The organism is Nocardioides sp. B129/18 (assembly GCF_055282735.1).
In genome coordinates this window covers 127149-145141 of sequence record NZ_JBUZJI010000003.1, presented here as the reverse complement: position 1 = coordinate 145141, position 17993 = coordinate 127149, and the positions used below count along the sequence as shown (strand labels likewise).

Sequence of the window (17993 nt, the reverse complement as noted above, 5' to 3'; positions counted from 1 at the left end):
TCACTCCTCCGCCGGGTCGTGCCGCGCGAGGCCCGCCGCGAGCGCGAGGGCGACGCCGGCGAGCGTGAGCTGGTCGACGAGCGCGTCGGGCTGGACGGCCTCGTCGAGCAGCCGCGTCCACAGCAGCACGGCCGCGGCGACGAGGAGCACCAGCGCCGCCGGCACGGCGACGAGCGCCGCGCGGCGTCCCGAGCGCGCCAGGACGACGCCCGCCAGGGCCGCCGCGCCGGCGGCCCAGCCCGCGCCGAGCACGCCGACGACGCCGGCGGAGACCGCCAGAGCGACGGTGACGGCCACGGGCGGCGTCGCCGGGAGCCGACGATGCGTCCGACGCCTCGGCGCCGGCGGTGCGCCCCGGCGACGGCCGGCCGGGTGGACGAGGAGCGCGAGGGCGCCCAGCAGGACGAGGCCCATCAGCGCCAGGCCGAGCACGAGGCCCCAGCGATAGGAGGTCTGCGGCGCGAAGACGAGCTCGACGCGGCCGCCGTCGCCCGCGGGCAGCACCCAGCCCTGGGCCCAGCCGTCGACCTCGAGCGGCTGCAGGCGCACGCTGCGACCGTCACGGTGAAGCGTGGCCTCCCAGCCGGCGTTGATGCTCTGGGGCGCGGAGAGCACCGAGGCCGCGCCGTCGCCGACCCGGAGGTCGATGCGGGTGCGGCCCTGCTGCGTCGCGGCCACCGAGCGGGTCGCGACGCCGTCGACGCCCTCGCTGCCGGCCGCCGCGCTGGTGGCGCCGGGGGCGCGCAGCTCCAGGGAGACCGGCTGGAACTGCTCCGTGGAGCGCAGTGCGATGCGGTGGGTGCCGGCGTCCAGGCTCAGGGCGCCGTCGCAGGGGCGCACCGCGAGCCGACCGTCGCCGAGCAGCGCGCCGAGCTGTCCGGTGACCCGCGTGGGGTGGGCGACGCCGTCGACGACGAGCTGCGGCCCGAGACCGCACACGGCCCCGGTGGGGCCGGCTCCGTCGATCGGAGCGGTGACCCGCGCGCCGACCAGGGTCAGCTCCCCGATGCCGAGCGGCTGCGCGTCCTGGCCGGTGCCCGCGCGCTCGAAGGTCAGGGTGAGCCGCCGTGCGCGCAGCGGCTCGAAGCGCACCGCACGGCCGGGGCCGGCCAGGGAGGTCAGCGAGACCCGGCGCTCCTGGGCGCCGGCGGAGACCACCACGGACGCGGGACGCACCCCGGTGGTGGAGGGCGCGAGCACCCGCAGGCCGCTGATCGTGCGGGTGCGCCCGAGGTCGACGCTCAGCGTCGGTCGCTCGTCGCGGGGGTCGGCGATCCAGGCCGTCAGCGGATCGCCGTCGACGGCGAGCCGGGCCGAGACGCCGGGGTCCTGCCCCAGCCACGACGACGCGTCGACGCGCGGGCCTGCGAGCGGTCGCAGCAGGGCGGCGGTGCCGGGGCGGGAGCGGGCGATCACGGAGCCGGTCACCTCCCACCGCTGCGCGGCGTCGAGCCGCACCGTCCGGTCGATGCCGGTGGACTCCTCCGAGGGCCGCGCCCGGTCGGGCGAGCAGACGGGGCCGAACAGCGTGGGGTCGCAGGCGCGGGTCTCGGGGGCGGCGGTGAGCACGAACGAGGACGCCGCTCGCAGCGGCACGGCGGGCACGTCGAGGGTGCGCTGGAGGCCGGCGCCGAGGTCGATCTCGGCCAGCGCCACCTGGCGGCCGCGGTCGGGGACGCCGACGGCGGTGACCCGCACCTCGGAGGCGCGCACGCCGCCGAGGTCGGCGACGGCCTCGCCGGTGACGGGGTCGGCCTGCGCGAGCACGCTGCGGCCTCCGGCAAGGACCCGCCACGACGTCGCGACCTGCAGGCTCGCGACGGACGCCGGCTGCGTGAGGCGCACGGTGCGGAGGGTCCGCGGCGCGGAGAGCCGCACGGTGACGCCCTGCCCGCGCGGGTCGAGGTAGGGCGCGGAGAGCCAGTACGACGACGGGTCGCCGTCGAGCGCCGACCACGGGGCGGTCTCGGGGCGCACCGGCCCGAGCACGTCGGCGTAGCCCGCCGAGCTGGTGGCGCTGACGACCTCGGCGCCGAGGTAGCGCGCGGTCACCGGCCGCGAGCCCGGCGGACCCGGGTAGTTCTCGACGACGCGGTCGACCCGGTCGGGCTCGTCGGCGGTCATCACGTTCGACTCCGCGTCGTGGACGCGCCCGAAGTCGCGCTCCCGGCGGCGCAGCCCGTCGCCCTGCACGTCGACGGATCCGCTGCCGGGCACCGACGCGACGCCCTCCCCACCGCGCACCAGCGCGGGCTGCCCGTGGCCGAGGAGGCCGGCGCCCAGGGCCGCGACGACGTCCTCGACGCTGGAGGCCACCTGCACGGCGCCGGTCAGGTCGCGCACCCGGAAGCGGTCCGGCGTCCCGGAGACGCGGAAGACCTCGATGGCCGGGCCCAGCTCGAGCCGGCCGAAGGTGGCGACGCGGGTGATGCCCGGCGAGCGGGCCAGCGCGCGGGCGACGAGCCCGGCGTCGATGGCCTGCGCGGGCGCGGGATCGAGGTCGTGGCGCAGCACGATGCGGTCGATGCCGAGGCGCTGCAGCACCAGCGCCAGCGACGGCGAGCCGGCCCCGGTCTCGAGGTAGGCCTCGAGCGAGGACAGCAGGCGGATGGTGGGCGCCGGGGTCAGCGGCACCTGCGAGCGGGAGGTCCAGCGGGTGCGGCCGAGCACCTGCAGCGGCTCCTCCATCGTCCAGCCCCAGCGCTGGATGCCGAAGCCGGAGCCGGGCACCACCCACGCGGCGCCCGCGGCATCGGGGTCCGCGCCGGTGCCGCGATCGAGGTAGGCCGAGGCCTGGGTCCAGTACGACGGCAGCCGCTCCCAGCCGGGGGTGCGCAGCTGGGCGCTCACCACGGGCCAGGAGCCGGCCGCCACTGCGAGCGCGGTGACCGCGAGCACCGCCCGGCGTCCGACCTCGTGGGCTCGTGGTGGGCGTCCGGCCGAGGGCTGCATCGCCTCGGTGGCCAGCAGGCCGACGCCGATCGCGAGCGGCAGGCGCAGGATCGGGTCGGCCTTGGTGACGTTGCGCAGCGGGGCGAGCGGGCCGTCGAGCAGGTCGCGCAGCGTGCCCGCGAGGGGCGAGGAGCCGGTGCCGACGTGGGCGACGGTGACCAGCACGAGGCCGAGCGCGACGGCGAGCAGCAGCGGCGTCCGCAGCGGGCCGCGGTGGCGTACCAGCCCGACCAGGCCGAGGGCGGCGACGAGGGCGGTGCCGAGCACCACCCACGGCTGGTAGGAGACGGCGTATCCGGCCGGCCACCAGGCCCGCCCGCCGACGACGAGGAAGTCGACCCAGTTGCTCGCGCCGCGGAAGGCCGAGGAGCCGCCGGCCGAGCCGGTGGTGGCGCGGGCGTCCTCGACGTAGTCGAAGAACGGCGGGCTCACCGCGCCGAGGCGCACCAGCGAGATCAGCCACCACGCGCTGACCGCGGCGATCAGGGCGAGCCAGCCGGCGACGAAGCGGGCCCGGACGCGGCCGGTCAGCCACATCCAGCCGACGAGCACCGCCAGCAGGCCGGCAGGCGCCGCGCTGGCCGTGGCGTTGACGCCGCCCCCGCAGGCGAACGCCGCCGCCGAGAGCACCGCCGCGACCCACGGACGACGACGCCCGTCGAGCAGGTGCAGCAGCGGCAGGAGCGCCCAGGGCAGGACGATCGCGGGCAGGATCTCGGCGCTGCGCACGCCGGCCTCGGCCACCAGGCGGGGCCCGAGGCCGTAGGCGAGCCCGGCGAGGGTGGCCGCCAGCGGCGCCGCGCCCACGGCGCGCGTCACGCGTCGCGCGCCCTCGCAGGCGACGAGGAGGAGCAGCAGCGTCCACAGCCGCTCGGTGACCCAGCCGGGCACTCCTGCGAGGTCGCCGAGCAGGAAGAAGGGGCCCTGCGGGAAGAGGTAGCCGTACGCCTGGTTCTGGATCTCCCCCAGCGACACCCGGGGGTTCCACAGCCACAGCGAGTCGCTCAGCAGCCGCCGCGGATCGGCCACCAGCTCCAGGCGGGTGTCGGTGGTCGCGCGGCCCCACTGCTCGGTGAGGGTCAGGATCGCGAGCGCGGCGTAGAGCGCCCAGCGCAGCGCGGCGTCGCGGCGCGACTCGACGGTTCCCTCCATGGCAGCGTCACTGTAGGCCGCGCGAGCGGCCCCTCGCCGGATGCGACGCCCGGGGACGGCGCCGCTAGAGTCGCCGACGTGACCACGACGGAGACGCCGGAGGGAGCCTCGGACGCCCTCGGCCCCGGAGCAGGCTCGTCCGCGACGACGGGCCACCCGAGCGACCCCAGCCGCTCCGACCAGGTCGACCAGGTCGACCAGGTCTCGTCCGGCGGCTGGCGGGCGTTCCTGCGCGGCAGCGCGGGCATCGCGGTGGCCATGGCCGTCACCAACATCGGCACCTACGGGTTCCAGATGGTCGCCGCCCGCGTCCTCGGCCCGGCCTCCTACGGCGCGATCGCCTCGATGATGGCGCTGCTGATGGTCATCGCGGTCGTGCAGCTCGGCCTGCAGGCCACCGCCGCCCGGCGCGTCTCGGCCGAGCCCGAGCACGTCGAGCAGATCGAGGCGGTCGTCTGGCGGGTCACCGTCCGCGCGTCCCTCGGCCTGGGCCTGGTGATGCTCGTGGCCTCGCCGCTGGTGTGGAAGCTGCTCGTGCTCGACAGCTGGGTCCCCGCGCTCCTCATGGCCGTCGCGGCGGTCCCGCTCACCTTGATGGGCGGTCAGGCCGGCATCCTGCAGGGCGAGCGCCGCTGGCTGGCCCTGGCCGCGGTCTACCTCGCCGTCGGCGTCCCCCGCCTGCTCTTCGGCAGCATCGCGATCTGGATCCGGCCCACCGAGACCAGCGCCATGGTCGGCGTGCTCCTCGGTCTCCTCGTGCCGGTGGCCATCGGCTGGTGGGTGCTGCGCGACGGTCGCCCCGACGCCGACCCCGCTCGGCACAGCGACGAGCACGGCGCCCGGCCGATCGTCCGCGAGACCGTCACGGCCTCCCTGGCGCTGCTCGCCTTCCTCAGCCTCTCGAACCTCGACATCGTCGTGGCCCGGCACGTGCTCGACAGCCACGACGCCGGCCTCTACGCCGGCGGTCTCATCCTCACCAAGGCCGTGCTGTTCCTGCCCCAGTTCGTCGTCGTCGTCGCCTTCCCGGCGATGTCGACGGTGGCCGAGCGGCGGCGCGCGCTCGTGCGCAGCGTCGCGCTGGTGGCCGCGATCGGCGCGGTCTGCACCGCGGGCGCCTGGCTGCTCAGCGACATCGCCCTCGTCTTCGTCGGCGGCAGCGAGTACGCCGACGTCCGCACCCGCCTGTGGCTCTTCGCGATCCTCGGCACCCTGCTCGCCATCGGCCAGCTCGTCGTCTACTCCGTGCTCGCCCGCCAGGGCACCCGCAGCGCCTACCTCGTGTGGCTGGGCGCGGCGGTGCTCGTCGGCGCCGGGCTCGCGGCGTCCACGCTCTCGGGTCTCGCGCTCACGGTGATCGCCGTCGACGCCGTGCTCGTGCTCGCCCTCCTGGTCCTGAGCCTGGTGCGCATGCGCGTCGAGGACGCCGCCGCCGCGGAGTCCTCGCCGGCGTGACGGTCGACACGTCCGATCCCCGGCGGCGGAGCCAGGCCCCGGGCCTACGCTGACCGGGTCCGTGGACTCCACCGGGAGCCGCGAGATCCAGGGAGGAACACCCGTGAGCAGCCAGCAGCCCGAGAACACCGCGTCCGGCCCGAGCAGCCCCAGCGCCGAGGAGCCGGCGCCCTACGGCGGCGGCACGGCCCCCGCTGCCGCCACCTACAAGCGCATCCGCACCCACCACCTGCGCGAGCTCAAGCAGCGCGGCGAGCGCTTCGCGATGCTCACCGCCTACGACCAGTACACCGCGCAGATCTTCGACGAGGCCGGCATCGAGGTGCTGCTCGTGGGCGACAGCGCGTCGAACAACGTCTACGGCAACGAGACCTCGCTGCCCGTCACCGTCGACGAGCTCATCCCGCTGACCCGCGCGGTCGTGCGCAGCGCGCGGCGGGCCCTCGTCGTCGCCGACCTGCCCTTCGGCTCCTACCAGGCCTCTCCCGAGCAGGCCTACCTCACCGCCGTGCGCTTCATGAAGGAGGCGCAGGCTCACGCGATCAAGCTCGAGGGCGGCGTCGCGATGACCCCGCAGGTGCGCAAGCTCGTCGAGGGCGGCATCCCGGTGATGGCCCACATCGGCTTCACCCCGCAGTCCGAGCACACCCTGGGCGGCTACCGCGTGCAGGGCCGCGGCGACTCCGCGGCGAAGGTGATCGCCGAGGCGCAGGCGATGGAGGAGGCCGGCGCCTTCGCGATCGTCATGGAGATGGTGCCCGGCGACGTCGCCGCCGAGGTCACCGCCGCCGTCTCGATCCCCACGATCGGCATCGGCGCCGGCGAGCGCTGCGACGGCCAGGTCCTGGTGTGGCAGGACGCCTTCGGCCTGCGCACCGGCCGGATGCCGCGCTTCGTCAAGCAGTACGCCGACGTCCGCACCGTGCTCCTCGACGCCGCCCGCGCCTACGCCGACGACGTCCGCGGCGGCACCTTCCCGGGGCCTGAGCACACCTTCTGAGGTCTCGGCGTCGCGCACCTCCAGCCCGGGACCGGGCGTCGGTCACGGGCTGGGGTGATGGTTCGGCGGGACGTCAGGGTGCGGGGGTCTCGGCAGGCTCGACCACCGGAGGAACAGGCTCGACCGACGGGGGCTATCGGTGATCGAGCTTGTCGAGATCCCCGCACAGACCCAGGTGCTCCCGCCCCAGCTGCCCAGCGGCCCACGCACGGCGCGCGTCGAGGGAGTCGCTGGAGCCCAGCGCGAGGGCCTGGTGGGCCAGCTCGGCGAGGGCGGCGTCGAGGTCGATCGCATCTTCGCGATCCATCCGGCCGTGCACGTCGACGGTGCCGTCCAGACTGGGCTGGTCGACGGCTACGTCGAAGCGCCGGTCGTCCCGCGCCAGGCGCTGGCGCAGGGTCGCGAGGTCGGGGTCGACCTGCTTCTCGGCCAGGTTGATCGCGTTCTCGATGGCCCGACGCCCGACGGAGTGGGCGTAGGCGGCGAGGAGCTGATCGGCCCGAGCAGCCGCGTCGAACGAGAGCACCATGGTCTGTTCGGTGATCCGACGCACCTGCGCGACGGTCACCTCCCCCTCGACCAGTCGCGCCCACAGGCGCGGGAGCCGCGTGCACGCCTCGAGGGCGTGGCCGACGTAGTACCGCCCGGAGTCGGTGGACATGCCCAGGGCCGCGGCGATCTCGTCGCAGCAGTACTCCGAGACCATCGGAGCCCCCGGACCGGCGATGGAGACCTCGCAGTGGGTGCCGACGAGGAACGCCGCATCCATCTCGTCGGCGACCGTGTGAGCGATGGCCCAGTCGGCGGCGATCTGGAAGACCTCACGCTCCGCGTCGTCAGCCACGGACCTGGCCTGCATCGCAGCGCGCAGCAGGTCGCTGTCGCGCAGGAGGCGGGGCTTCCGAGTGGCCATGCCTCATTCTATCCGAACACCAGTTCGAAGACGAGCACTCGTGCACAGGGATTCCGGCCGGGTGCGGGGGTCTCGACAAGCTCGACCACCGAAGCTCCCGCTCGACCACCGGAGCGGCGCTCGACCACCGGGGCGCACACCGGGCCCGACATGCGAGAGGGCCCGGTCGGCGCTCCCCCCAGATGCGCCGATCGGGCCCTGCTCGTCGTCCGGGATCGCGTGCTCCGCGGTGGCCCCCCGACCACCGGGTGCTCACGGGAACTGCGGCCCCCCAGCCACAGGTCCCGGCGCTGATCCCAGGTCCTTCATCGACTCCCCCGAGTCGATGTGCTGAACGCTACGGGGGCGCGCTCCACCGGCGATTCACCTGCGCACCACCGTCCGGACGCGGTCCGCCCACGGTTCGGTAACAGCGATCCACGTCACACCCGTGACAGCCGTCATGGTGGGGTCGTGACGCTCGGGCCAGGCACCGGGCCCGAGCCGGGGCCAGGGTGGAGGCATGACCCAGACCAGTGCAGTGCCGACGGCCGTCCTCGGCGGCGCCGGCGACCCGCCCGCCATCCGCCTGGACGCCGTCACCCGTCGCTTCGGCCAGGTGGAGGCCGTCCGCGGCCTCGACCTGGAGATCGGGGCCGGCGAGGTCGTGGCGTTCCTCGGACCCAACGGCGCGGGCAAGACCACCACGATCGACATGATCCTCGGACTCTCCCAGCCGACCTCCGGCTCCGTCGAGGTGCTCGGCCTCGCCCCGCGCGACGCCGTCGCCCGCGGCCTCGTCGCCGCCGTCATGCAGTCCGGCGGCCTGCTCAAGGACCTCACGGTGGCGGAGACCGTCCGCTACACCGCGAGCCTCTTCAGCGACACCCGCCCCACCGAGGAGGTGCTCGAGCGGGCCGGCATCGCCCGCCTCGCCGACCGCCGCGTCGGGGCCTGCTCCGGCGGCGAGCAGCAGCGACTCCGCTTCGCGATGGCGCTGCTCTCCGACCCCGCGCTGCTCCTCCTCGACGAGCCCACCACCGGCATGGACGTCGAGGGCCGCCGCGCCTTCTGGGGCGCCATCCGACAGGACGCCGAGGCCGGCCGCACCGTCCTGTTCGCCACCCACTACCTCGAGGAGGCCGACCAGTACGCCGATCGGATCATCCTCGTCGCCGACGGCCGCATCGTCGCCGACGGCAGCGGCCCGGAGATCCGGGCCCTGGCGGGCGGACGCGCGGTGCGCGCCACCGTCCCGGGCCTGACCGAGGCCACCGTGGCCGAGATCGCCCGCCTGGCCGGCGTCGAGTCGGTGCAGGTGCAGGGCGACCAGCTCCGCCTCCAGGTGTGCGACAGCGACGCCGTCGCCCGCCACCTGCTGACCCGCACCGCGGCGCGGGACCTGGAGATCACCAGCGACAACCTCGAGCAGGCGTTCCTGAGCCTGACCGGTCGGGAGGACCGATGAGCACCCTGAGCAGTCGTACCGTCCACAACGGCGTCACCCCGCTCGCGCAGCGCATCGCCGAGCGACGCGTCCCGCCGCTGGGCGGCTTCAACCCCACGCTCCTGGCGATCGAGCTGCGGCGGGCCCTGCGCAACCGCCGCACGATCATCTTCACGCTGATCATCCCGGTGGCGCTGTTCTTCTCCTTCGCCGGATCCTCCGACGCGGGCCACAAGGCCGGCGTCGGCAACGTCTCGGCCTACATCATGGTGTCGATGGGCCTCTACGGCGCTGCGCTGAGCGCGGCGGCCGGCGGCGGCATGGTCGCCCTCGAGCGCACCCTCGGCTGGTCGCGCCAGCTGCGCCTGACGCCCCTGCACCCGCTCGCCTACGTCGTCGTCAAGGCGCTCGTGGCTCTCGCGATCGGCGCCATCGCGGTCGCGGCCGTCAACCTGGCGGGGATCATCCAGGGCAGGCCGGAGATGCCGCTCTACGCCTGGTTCGCCTGCGCGGGCGTGACGCTGGCCTGCACCCTGACCTTCGCCGCGCTCGGGCTCTTCGCCGGCTACGTGGTGCCGGGCGAGAACGTCATGCAGGTGCTCGGTCCCGGCCTGGCGCTGCTGTCCTTCCTCGGCGGCGTCTTCGTCCCCTTGACGGTCGGCAGCGCGGTGTGGCACGTCGCGGTGTTCACCCCGATGTACGGGGTGGCCGAGGTCGCCCGCTCGCCGCTGACCCACGAGCTGCCCTGGTACGCCGTCGTCAACGCGGTGGCCTGGCTCGTGATCTTCCTGGCCGGCGCCGCGTGGCGGATGAGCCGCGACACCTCGCGGGTGTGAGCACTACCCTCGCGGCCATGACCGGCGGCAGGACGGCCCGAGGCGGCGAAGCGCTCCAACCGGGGCACCCCGGACGTCTCGGGCCGGTCTTCGCCGCCATCTGGCTCTTCTACCTCGTCGATCCGCTCCTGGCCGGCTGGCGCGAGCGCTCCACGGTCGCCGGCGTCGTCGGGATCGTGGCGACGGTGCTGTTCGCGACGCTGTACCTGCGCGGGTGGATCCTCATCCGCGGGGATCGCGACCGGATGATCACCTCGCCGCCGCTGTTCGAGGCCGTTCGCCATCTGGCCGTCCTCGGCGCGGTGGGCGCGGTGATGGTGGTCGCGCTCGGCGAGGTGGGCATGGCCAGCGTCGTCTACGTCGCCGTGGCCGGCGCGATCTGGCTGCCCTGGCAGCGCGCGCTCGTCCTCACCGGGGCCCTCCTCGCCCTCACCCTCGGACTCGGCGCCCTCGAGCACTGGGACAGCCAGGCCGGCGTGGCCTTCGGGCTGATGGCGGCCACCGCGGCGATGACCGGCATGCGGGCGCTCGTGCGCCGCAACGCCGAGCTGCTGGTCGCCGAGCAGGAGAACGCTCGGCTGGCCGTCGAGAACGAGCGCACGCGGTTCGCGCGCGACCTCCACGACATCCTGGGCCACTCCCTCACCGTCATCACCGTGAAGGCCGAGCTCACCGGACGGCTGCTGGAGTCCGACGACCCCGCCGCCCGCACCCGCGCCCGGGCCGAGGTGGCCGACCTCGAGCGGCTCAGCCGCGACGCGCTCGCCGACGTGCGTCGCGCCGTCGCCGGCTACCGCGACCTCACCCTGCCCGGAGAGCTGGCCCGGGCCAGAGCGGCGCTCGAGGCCGCCGAGATCGACGCCGACCTGCCCAACTCCACCGAGGACGTCCCCTCCGACCTGCGCGAGCTGTTCGCCTGGACGGTGCGCGAGGGCGTCACGAACGTCATCCGGCACTCCGGCGCGCGCACCTGCCGCATCCGCCTGCTCCCCGACGCCGTCGAGGTCCACGATGACGGCACCGGCTGCGCGGAGCCCGCCTGGCGGGCTGCGGGCGACGCCACCGCCGGCGCCGGTCTGGCCGGGCTGCGGGAGCGGGCGGCGGCCTTGAACGCCGTCGTCGTCACCCGGGTGCTCGACCCCGGCTTCGTCCTCGAGGTGCGCCGGTGAGCCCGGGGACGCCGGACGCCTCCGCTCCGATCCGCCTGGTCCTGGCCGACGACCAGGCGCTGGTGCGCGGGGCGCTGGCCGCCCTGCTGAGCCTCGAGCGCGACGTCGAGGTGATCGGCGAGGTGGGCTCGGGCGCCGAGCTCATCGAGGTCGCCGAGCGACTGCGGCCCGACGTCGCGCTCGTCGACGTCGAGATGCCCGGGCTCGACGGCATCTCCGCCACCGCCGACCTGCGCGAGCGGGTCCCCGGCTGCCGGGTGCTGATCGTCACCACCTTCGGACGGCCCGGCTACCTGCGCCGCGCGCTGCAGGCCGGCGCGTCGGGCTTCGTCGTCAAGGACACCCCCGCCGCCCAGCTCGCCGACGCCGTCCGCCGCGTGCACGCCGGCCTGCGCGTCGTCGACCCGACCCTGGCCGCCGACAGCCTCGTCGCCGGCGACTCCCCCCTCAGCCCGCGGGAGTCCGAGGTCCTGCGCGAGGCCCGCGACGGCGCCTCCGTGGCCGCCATCGCCCGTCGGCTCTCCCTCTCCCCCGGCACCGTCCGCAACCACCTCTCCGCCGCCATCGGCAAGACCGGTGCCGGCAATCGCGCCGAGGCGCTCGGCGTCGCCGAGCGGCAGGGGTGGTTGTGAGGCGGGGTGCCCTCCCAGGAGGGGTTGTGGTCCAGGCCACACGGCGTACCGTCGACTCATGCGTCTCCTCTCGGCTGCCGTCGTCCCCCTGCTCGTCGTGCCGCTCATGGCGTGCGCCGGCTCCTCCCAGGCCGAGCGCGGCGCCGCGCCGACAGAGGCCACCGGAGCCCTGGCCGACGCCCCCGCGAGCAGCAGCGCCAACGGGACGAGTGCCGCGCGGGCGGTCCCGCGGCTCAAGGTCACCCGCCTGGTCACCGGGCTCGACAAGCCCTGGGACGTCCACGAGCTGCCGGGCGGCCGGCTGATCTACACCCAGCGCGACCGCGCGACGCTCAGCGTCTGGCGCGAGGGCCGCAGCACCACCCTCGACTTCCCGAGCTCCTCGGTGTGGGTCTCCGGCGAGACCGGCCTGATGGGCCTGGAGGTCGACCCCGACTTCGCCACCAACCGGCGCGTCTACACCTGCCAGGGCGCCACGACCACCGGCGGCGGCCACGACGTCCGCGTCGTCGCCTGGACCCTCTCGCCCGGCTACACCAAGGCCACGTACGCCCGCACGCTGGTCAAGGGCTTCCCCACCAGCAGCGGCCGTCACGGCGGGTGCCGCCTGCTGATCGCGAAGGACGGCTCGCTCATGGTCGGCGCCGGCGACGCCGCCGTCGGCACCAACCCGCGCAGCCTGACCAGCCTCGGCGGCAAGACCCTGCGCCTCGACCGTCGCACCGGCGTCCCGTGGCCCACCAACCGCTGGATCAAGAGCGCCTCCCTGAACAAGCGCTACCTGTTCTCCTTCGGCCACCGCAACGTCCAGGGCCTGGCCCAGCGCCGCGACGGCACCCTGTGGTCGATCGAGCAGGGCACCAGCCGCGACGACGAGGTCAACCGCATCGGCAAGGGTCGCGACTACGGCTGGAACCCGGTGCCCGGCTACGACGAGTCCCGCCCGATGACCGACCAGGGCCTGCCCGGCACCCAGGAGAACGCCCGCTGGCGCTCCGGCGACCCGACGGTCGCGACCTCCGGCGGCGACTTCGTCGACGGCTCGCGCTGGGGCGCCTACGACGGCACCCTCGCCGTGGCCTGCCTCAAGGCGCAGCGGGTGATCTTCCTGTCCTTCAGCAGCACCGGACGCCTCACCGGCACACGGACGCCGAGCGAGCTGCAGCAGTACGGCCGCATCCGCACCGTGCACCAGCGCTACAACGGCGACCTGCTGATCACCACCGACAACGGCGGCGGCAAGGACGTCATCCTGAGCGTCAGCCCGGCCTGAGGCCGGTCCAGCCGATCAGCCCCAGCCGAGCAGCCAGGCGCCGACGTTGAGGACGGCGAACCACACGAGCGCGAAGCCGATCGCGGCGCCGAGCACGGCGCGGGGCCGCCTCGACCACCAGCGCAGGCCGCGCACGAGGGCGACGAGCCACAGCACCAGCAGCAGCGCGAGGCCCCACCACGGCGTCACGCGGAAGCTGGCGATCACGAGGTAGAGGTCGGCCAGGAAGAGGATCAGCCCGGCGAACGGCCACGGGGAGAGCGGCTCGCGCACCGGGGGCCGGCGCTCGAAGGAGCTCACGGAGCGGGGTCCTCGCTCCCGTCGGCCCCATCGGCCCGGTCGGCGGCGTCCCAGGCCTCGTTGCGCTCCTTGGCGATCTCGAGCGCCCGCGAGGCCTCGGCCTCGGTGTCGTAGGGCCCCAGCCGGTGCTTGGCCGGGCAGAGGTTCTCCACGGTCTCGACGCGGTGGTGCTTGAGACAGAACCAGTACTGGTCGGGTCGGCCGCCTTCGCTCATGAGCGCGAACCTACACTCGGCCGACGTGACCACCTCGCCCATCCGTCCCGGCACCGTCTCCCCCCGTCGTCCGGTCCCCGCGAGCATCCCGCGGCCCGAGTACGTCGACCGTCCGGCGCCGCAGCCCTACACCGGGCCCGAGGTGAAGGACGCCGACACCATCGAGCGGATGCGGATCGCGGGACGCCTCGCCGCGCAGGCCCGCGAGGAGGTCGGCCGTCACGTCGTCCCCGGCGTCACCACCGACGAGCTCGACCGCATCGGCCACGAGTTCCTCTGCGACCACGGCGCCTACCCCTCGACGCTGGGCTACCGGGGCTTCCCGAAGTCGCTGTGCTCGAGCGTCAACGAGGTGGTCTGCCACGGCATCCCCGACAGTCGCGTCGTCGAGGACGGCGACATCGTCAACATCGACATCACCGCGTTCCTGAACGGCGTGCACGGCGACACCAACGCCACCTTCCTGGCCGGCGACGTCGACGAGGAGACCCGCCTGCTCGTCGAGCGCACCCGTGAGGCCACCGAGCGGGGCATCAAGGCGGTGCGGCCGGGCCGGCGCATCAGCGTGATCGGCCGGGTCATCGAGTCCTACGCCCGACGCTTCGGCTACGGCGTGGTGCGCGAGTTCACCGGCCACGGCATCGGCACCGCGTTCCACTCCGGCCTGATCGTCCCGCACTACGACGTCGAGGCCAGCGGCGAGGCCGAGCACTACGGCAGCGACGTCATGGCGCCCGGCATGACCTTCACCATCGAGCCGATGCTCAACCTCGGCACCCACGAGTGGGAGATGTGGGACGACGGCTGGACCGTCGTCACCCGCGACCGGCGCCGCAGCGCCCAGTTCGAGCACACCCTGCTGGTCACCACCGACGGCGCTGAGGTGCTCACCCACCCCTGACGCCGCTCCTACCCACGCAGACCCGTCCCGGGATCGTTTACCTGGACGTCACATCGGGCCACTGGGGTGAACACGTTCGACACACGTGCCTCCCTAGGGTGGGCCCCATGACCCGCCGACCTCGCCCCGCAGCCCTCCGAGCGGGGCGATGAGGATGTTCGACGGGTACGCCGCCTCGGGCTCGGCCTACGACGAGATGTTCGACGGCGAGACCCTGCGTCCGCCGTATCGACGTCTGCGCTCCTCCCTGCGCGAGCTCTCGACGCCGGAGCTGATCAGCCGCGTCGAGGCGCTGCAGGCCAGCTACCTCGACCAGGGCGTCACCTTCGACATCGGCGGCGAGGAGCGGGCCTTCCCGCTCGACATCCTGCCGCGCGTCATCGAGGCCGAGACCTGGTCGGTCATCGAGCGCGGCGTCCAGCAGCGCGTCCAGGCGCTCGAGGCGTTCCTCGCCGACGTCTACGACGCCGGGCAGGTCTTCGACGACGGCGTCATCCCCCGCCGCGTCATCACCACCTCCTCGCACTACCACCGCGCCGCCGCCGGCGTGCGTCCCGCGAACGGCGTGCGGGTGCACGTCTCCGGCATCGACCTCGTGCGCGACGATCACGGCGAGTTCCGCGTGCTGGAGGACAACGTGCGGGTCCCCTCGGGGGTCTCGTACGTGATGACCAACCGGCGGGCGATCTCCGCGGCCCTGCCCGAGACCCTCGCCGAGCACCGCATCCGCCCGGTCGCGGGCTACCCGCAGCGGCTGCTCGCGGCCCTGCGCGCCGCGGCACCGGCCGGCGTCGACGACCCCACGGTCGTCGTCCTCACCCCCGGCGTCTACAACGGCGCCTACTTCGAGCACGCGCTGCTGGCGCGCACGATGGGCGTCGAGCTCGTCGAGGGCCGCGACCTCGAGTGCCGTCGCGGCCGCGTGCTGATGCGCACCACCAAGGGCCTGGAGCCGGTGCACGTCATCTACCGCCGCGTGGACGACGAGTTCCTCGACCCCGTGCACTTCCGTCCCGACTCCGTGCTCGGCTGCCCCGGCCTCATCGACGCCGCCCGCGCCGGCGACGTCACCATCGCCAACGCGGTGGGCAACGGCGTCGCCGACGACAAGCTCGTCTACACCTACCTGCCCGACCTCATCCGCTACTACCTCTCCGAGGAGCCGGTGCTGCGCAACGTCGACACCTGGCGCTGCGGCGACGACGACGCCCGCGAGGAGGTGCTCGACCGCCTCGACGAGCTCGTGCTCAAGCCGGTCGACGGCTCGGGCGGCAAGGGCATCGTCATCGGTCCGCGGGCCACCGCCGCCGAGCTCGACGAGCTGCGCGGCAAGGTGCTCGAGGACCCCCGCGCCTGGATCGCCCAGCCGGTCGTGCAGCTCTCGACGGTGCCCACCTTCGTCGACGGCGAGCTCGGCCCCCGCCACGTCGACCTGCGGCCCTTCGCCGTCAACGACGGCCACCGCGTGTGGGTGCTGCCCGGCGGCCTGACGCGGGTGGCGCTGGCCAAGGGCGAGCTGATCGTGAACTCCTCGCGCGGCGGCGGCTCCAAGGACACCTGGGTGCTCGCGGGCCCGACGCCCGGCGCCGAGGCGGTCGCCGCGCCCGCCGTGACCCAGACCCAGGACCAGACCCAGGACGAGACCCAGGACGAGGAGGCCTGATGCTCAGCCGCATCGCCGAGTCGCTGTTCTGGATCGGGCGCTACGTCGAGCGCGCCGAGGACACCGCGCGCATCCTCGACGTCCAGACCCAGCTGATGCTCGAGGACGCCGCCGTCGACGAGTCCGCCACCTGCCGCGGCCTGCTCTCGATCATGGGCATCGAGCTCGAGCCCGACGCCAGCGTCGGCATCCCCGACGTGCTCCAGCAGCTGGCGTGGTCGGCCGACTCCCCCAGCTCGATCGCCGCGTCCCTGGCCCAGGCCCGCGAGAGCGCGCGCCGGGCCCGCGAGACCCTCTCGGTGCCGATGTGGGAGGTCATCAACACCACCTACCGCGCCATCCAGTCCGGGCACTTCCATAGCATGCGCACCCCGGCGGCCTACCAGTGGGTGCGCGACCGCGCGGCGCTGATCAACGGCACCGCCGACGCCACCATGACCCGCGACGAGGGCTGGCACTTCCTCATGCTCGGACGCTGCGTCGAGCGCGCCGACATGACCTCCCGGCTGGTGGCCACGACCAGCCTGGCCTCCTCCGGTGGCGCCCAGTGGACCACCACGCTGCGGGCCTGCGGCGCCTACGAGGCGTTCCTGCGCACCTACCGCGGCCTGGAGACCGAGCGCGGCGCCGCGGAGTTCCTGCTGCTCGACCGGCTCTTCCCGCGCTCGGTCGTCTTCGCGCTCAACCGGGCCGAGCAGTGCGTGGAGAACCTCGAGGCCTCCAGCCAGCGCGCCGGCTTCCAGAGCGAGGCCCAGCGCCTGCTCGGCCGGATGCGCGCGGAGCTGGAGTACCGCTCGCTGGCCGACGTCCTCAGCGACCTCCCCACCGAGATGGAGCGCCTCCAGCGCACCTGCGCCCAGGCCACCGAGGCCGTCACGCGCCGCTACTTCGCGACCTCCCAGTCGCTGTCCTGGCAGGGGGTCGGAGACTGATGCAGCTGCGGATCGTCCACCGCACCACGATCGGCTACGACGGCCGGGCGCAGGCCGCCCACCACCAGGCTCGGCTGACGCCGCTCACCACGCCCGAGCAGATCGTCGTCCACACCCGCCTCGAGGTGAGCCCGACGGCCTACGTGCACGAGTACCGCGACTACTTCGGCACCCTCGTCACCGCCTTCGAGATCTCCGAGCCGCACGACGCGATGACCGTCGTCGCCACCTCGACGGTGCAGACCCAGCGCTCCCCCGCCCCGCCGCCGACCCTCGACTGGGCGGCGCTGGCCTCCCGCGAGGTCACCGACCGCTGGACCGAGCACCTGGTGCTTGAGGGCCCCGTGGCCCCCGACGACGCCCTGCGCGCCGCGGCGGCCGCGGTGCGGGAGCAGGCGCCGACGCCCGGCGAGGCGGCCCGCACGCTGTGCGACGACGTCCACGCCGGCCTCGACCGCTCGGCGCCCATCCCGGTGAGCCAGGTCGTCCACCGCGCGCTCGGGGCGCTGCGCAGCATCGGCGTCCCGGCCCGCTACGTCTCCGGCTACTTCCACCCCCACGCCGAGCCGGCGGTCGGCGAGACCGTCCGCGCCCACGCGCACGCCTGGCTGGAGTGGTGGGACGACGGCTGGCACGCCTACGACCCCACCAACGCCCAGGAGCCCGACGACCGCTACGTCACCGTCGCGGCCGGGCGCGACCTGCGCGACGTGAAGCCGGTGGCCGGCATCTGGGCGGGCGCCGACACGACGTCGCTGGCCGTCGAGGTCGACGTCACCCGGCTCGCCTGAGATCGGCTCGAGATCTCTCGGGCCGAGGAGGATTCACGGGGCCGTCGACGGGGAACTCTCGATGGGGATCTGAGTGGAGATCCTCGGGACTCATGAGGAGGCGCCATGCGCTTCGGTGACCGCGGGAGCCTGCGTCGTGCAGCCTCCCACCTGCGTGCCGAGGCGGTGGCGACCGAGCGCGCCACCCGCCGGGCCGGCTCCCACCTGGAGTCGCTCGTGGCGGCCGCAGGCCGCTACGAGGCGCCCTCGGCGCACGCCCTGCTGGCCAGCTGGCAGGCGCCGGCGAGCACGTTCCGTCGGCTGATCGACGCCACCGACGACGCCGCGACCGCCCTGGACGACCTCGCCCGCGCACTCGACCGCGCCGAGGACCAGTGGGCGGG

Annotated in this window: 16 protein-coding genes; 12 read left to right on the top strand and 4 right to left on the bottom strand. The window is 74.5% G+C overall.

The window, feature by feature from the left end; translation table 11 throughout:
• Positions 1-4104: an alpha-(1->3)-arabinofuranosyltransferase domain-containing protein gene (locus ACZDWJ_RS03505; RefSeq protein WP_463519528.1), complete on the bottom strand. Its 4104-nt coding sequence runs from the start codon at positions 4102-4104 to the stop codon at positions 1-3.
• Between the two features lie 78 nt (positions 4105-4182).
• On the opposite strand from ACZDWJ_RS03505, the gene ACZDWJ_RS03500 reads away from it, so the two are divergent.
• Positions 4183-5559 carry a lipopolysaccharide biosynthesis protein gene (locus ACZDWJ_RS03500; RefSeq protein ID WP_463519527.1) on the top strand — a complete coding sequence of 459 codons (1377 nt, stop codon included), beginning with the start codon at positions 4183-4185 and terminating at the stop codon, positions 5557-5559.
• A 103-nt stretch (positions 5560-5662) separates the two neighbouring features.
• The gene (gene panB / locus ACZDWJ_RS03495) at positions 5663-6559 is read left to right on the top strand and encodes a 3-methyl-2-oxobutanoate hydroxymethyltransferase (RefSeq protein WP_463519526.1); all 897 of its coding nucleotides are present in this window, start codon (positions 5663-5665) and stop codon (positions 6557-6559) included.
• A 133-nt stretch (positions 6560-6692) separates the two neighbouring features.
• Here panB and ACZDWJ_RS03490 read toward each other — a convergent pair whose 3' ends face one another.
• Entirely contained in the window at positions 6693-7472 is a 780-nt protein-coding gene (locus ACZDWJ_RS03490; protein ID WP_463519525.1) for a DUF222 domain-containing protein, read from the bottom strand.
• Positions 7473-7974: 502 nt separating this feature from the next.
• Between ACZDWJ_RS03490 and ACZDWJ_RS03485 the strand changes: the two genes are divergently transcribed.
• Genes ACZDWJ_RS03485 through ACZDWJ_RS03465 form a run of 5 tightly spaced genes read left to right on the top strand, consistent with a single transcriptional unit; the run spans position 7975 to position 12808 of the window.
• Positions 7975-8919, top strand: a complete 945-nt coding sequence (locus ACZDWJ_RS03485; protein WP_463519524.1) for an ABC transporter ATP-binding protein — start codon at positions 7975-7977, stop codon at positions 8917-8919.
• Positions 8916-9734 (top strand): ABC transporter permease, encoded by an 819-nt coding sequence (locus ACZDWJ_RS03480; RefSeq protein ID WP_463519523.1) that lies wholly within the window; start codon positions 8916-8918, stop codon positions 9732-9734. The genes ACZDWJ_RS03485 and ACZDWJ_RS03480 overlap by 4 nt, the downstream gene beginning before the upstream one ends.
• 17 nt (positions 9735-9751) lie before the next feature.
• Positions 9752-10903 carry a sensor histidine kinase gene (locus tag ACZDWJ_RS03475; protein WP_463519522.1) on the top strand — a complete coding sequence of 384 codons (1152 nt, stop codon included), beginning with the start codon at positions 9752-9754 and terminating at the stop codon, positions 10901-10903.
• Positions 10900-11535 (top strand): response regulator, encoded by a 636-nt coding sequence (locus ACZDWJ_RS03470; protein WP_463519521.1) that lies wholly within the window; start codon positions 10900-10902, stop codon positions 11533-11535. The genes ACZDWJ_RS03475 and ACZDWJ_RS03470 overlap by 4 nt, the downstream gene beginning before the upstream one ends.
• A 58-nt stretch (positions 11536-11593) precedes the next feature.
• Positions 11594-12808 carry a PQQ-dependent sugar dehydrogenase gene (locus ACZDWJ_RS03465; protein WP_463519520.1) on the top strand — a complete coding sequence of 405 codons (1215 nt, stop codon included), beginning with the start codon at positions 11594-11596 and terminating at the stop codon, positions 12806-12808.
• Between the two features lie 15 nt (positions 12809-12823).
• Here the strand turns inward: ACZDWJ_RS03465 and ACZDWJ_RS03460 are convergent, their stop codons facing one another.
• Positions 12824-13108: a hypothetical protein gene (locus ACZDWJ_RS03460; RefSeq protein ID WP_463519519.1), complete on the bottom strand. Its 285-nt coding sequence runs from the start codon at positions 13106-13108 to the stop codon at positions 12824-12826.
• The gene (locus ACZDWJ_RS03455; protein WP_463519518.1) at positions 13105-13323 is read right to left on the bottom strand and encodes a hypothetical protein; all 219 of its coding nucleotides are present in this window, start codon (positions 13321-13323) and stop codon (positions 13105-13107) included. The genes ACZDWJ_RS03460 and ACZDWJ_RS03455 overlap by 4 nt, the downstream gene beginning before the upstream one ends.
• Here ACZDWJ_RS03455 and map point away from each other — a divergent pair.
• The 5 genes from map to ACZDWJ_RS03430 all read left to right on the top strand — a co-directional run.
• Positions 13322-14224: a type I methionyl aminopeptidase gene (map, locus tag ACZDWJ_RS03450; protein WP_463519517.1), complete on the top strand. Its 903-nt coding sequence runs from the start codon at positions 13322-13324 to the stop codon at positions 14222-14224. The genes ACZDWJ_RS03455 and map overlap by 2 nt on opposite strands.
• Before the next feature lie 148 nt (positions 14225-14372).
• Complete coding sequence (locus ACZDWJ_RS03445) at positions 14373-15887, top strand: circularly permuted type 2 ATP-grasp protein (protein ID WP_463519516.1); 1515 nt, start codon at positions 14373-14375, stop codon at positions 15885-15887.
• Positions 15887-16819: an alpha-E domain-containing protein gene (locus ACZDWJ_RS03440; protein ID WP_463519515.1), complete on the top strand. Its 933-nt coding sequence runs from the start codon at positions 15887-15889 to the stop codon at positions 16817-16819. Before ACZDWJ_RS03445 ends, ACZDWJ_RS03440 begins: the two co-directional genes overlap by 1 nt.
• Complete coding sequence (locus ACZDWJ_RS03435; RefSeq protein WP_463519514.1) at positions 16819-17610, top strand: transglutaminase family protein; 792 nt, start codon at positions 16819-16821, stop codon at positions 17608-17610. The genes ACZDWJ_RS03440 and ACZDWJ_RS03435 overlap by 1 nt, the downstream gene beginning before the upstream one ends.
• Before the next feature lie 105 nt (positions 17611-17715).
• The coding region (locus tag ACZDWJ_RS03430; protein WP_463519513.1) for a hypothetical protein at positions 17716-17993 on the top strand (278 nt) is incomplete at its 3' end.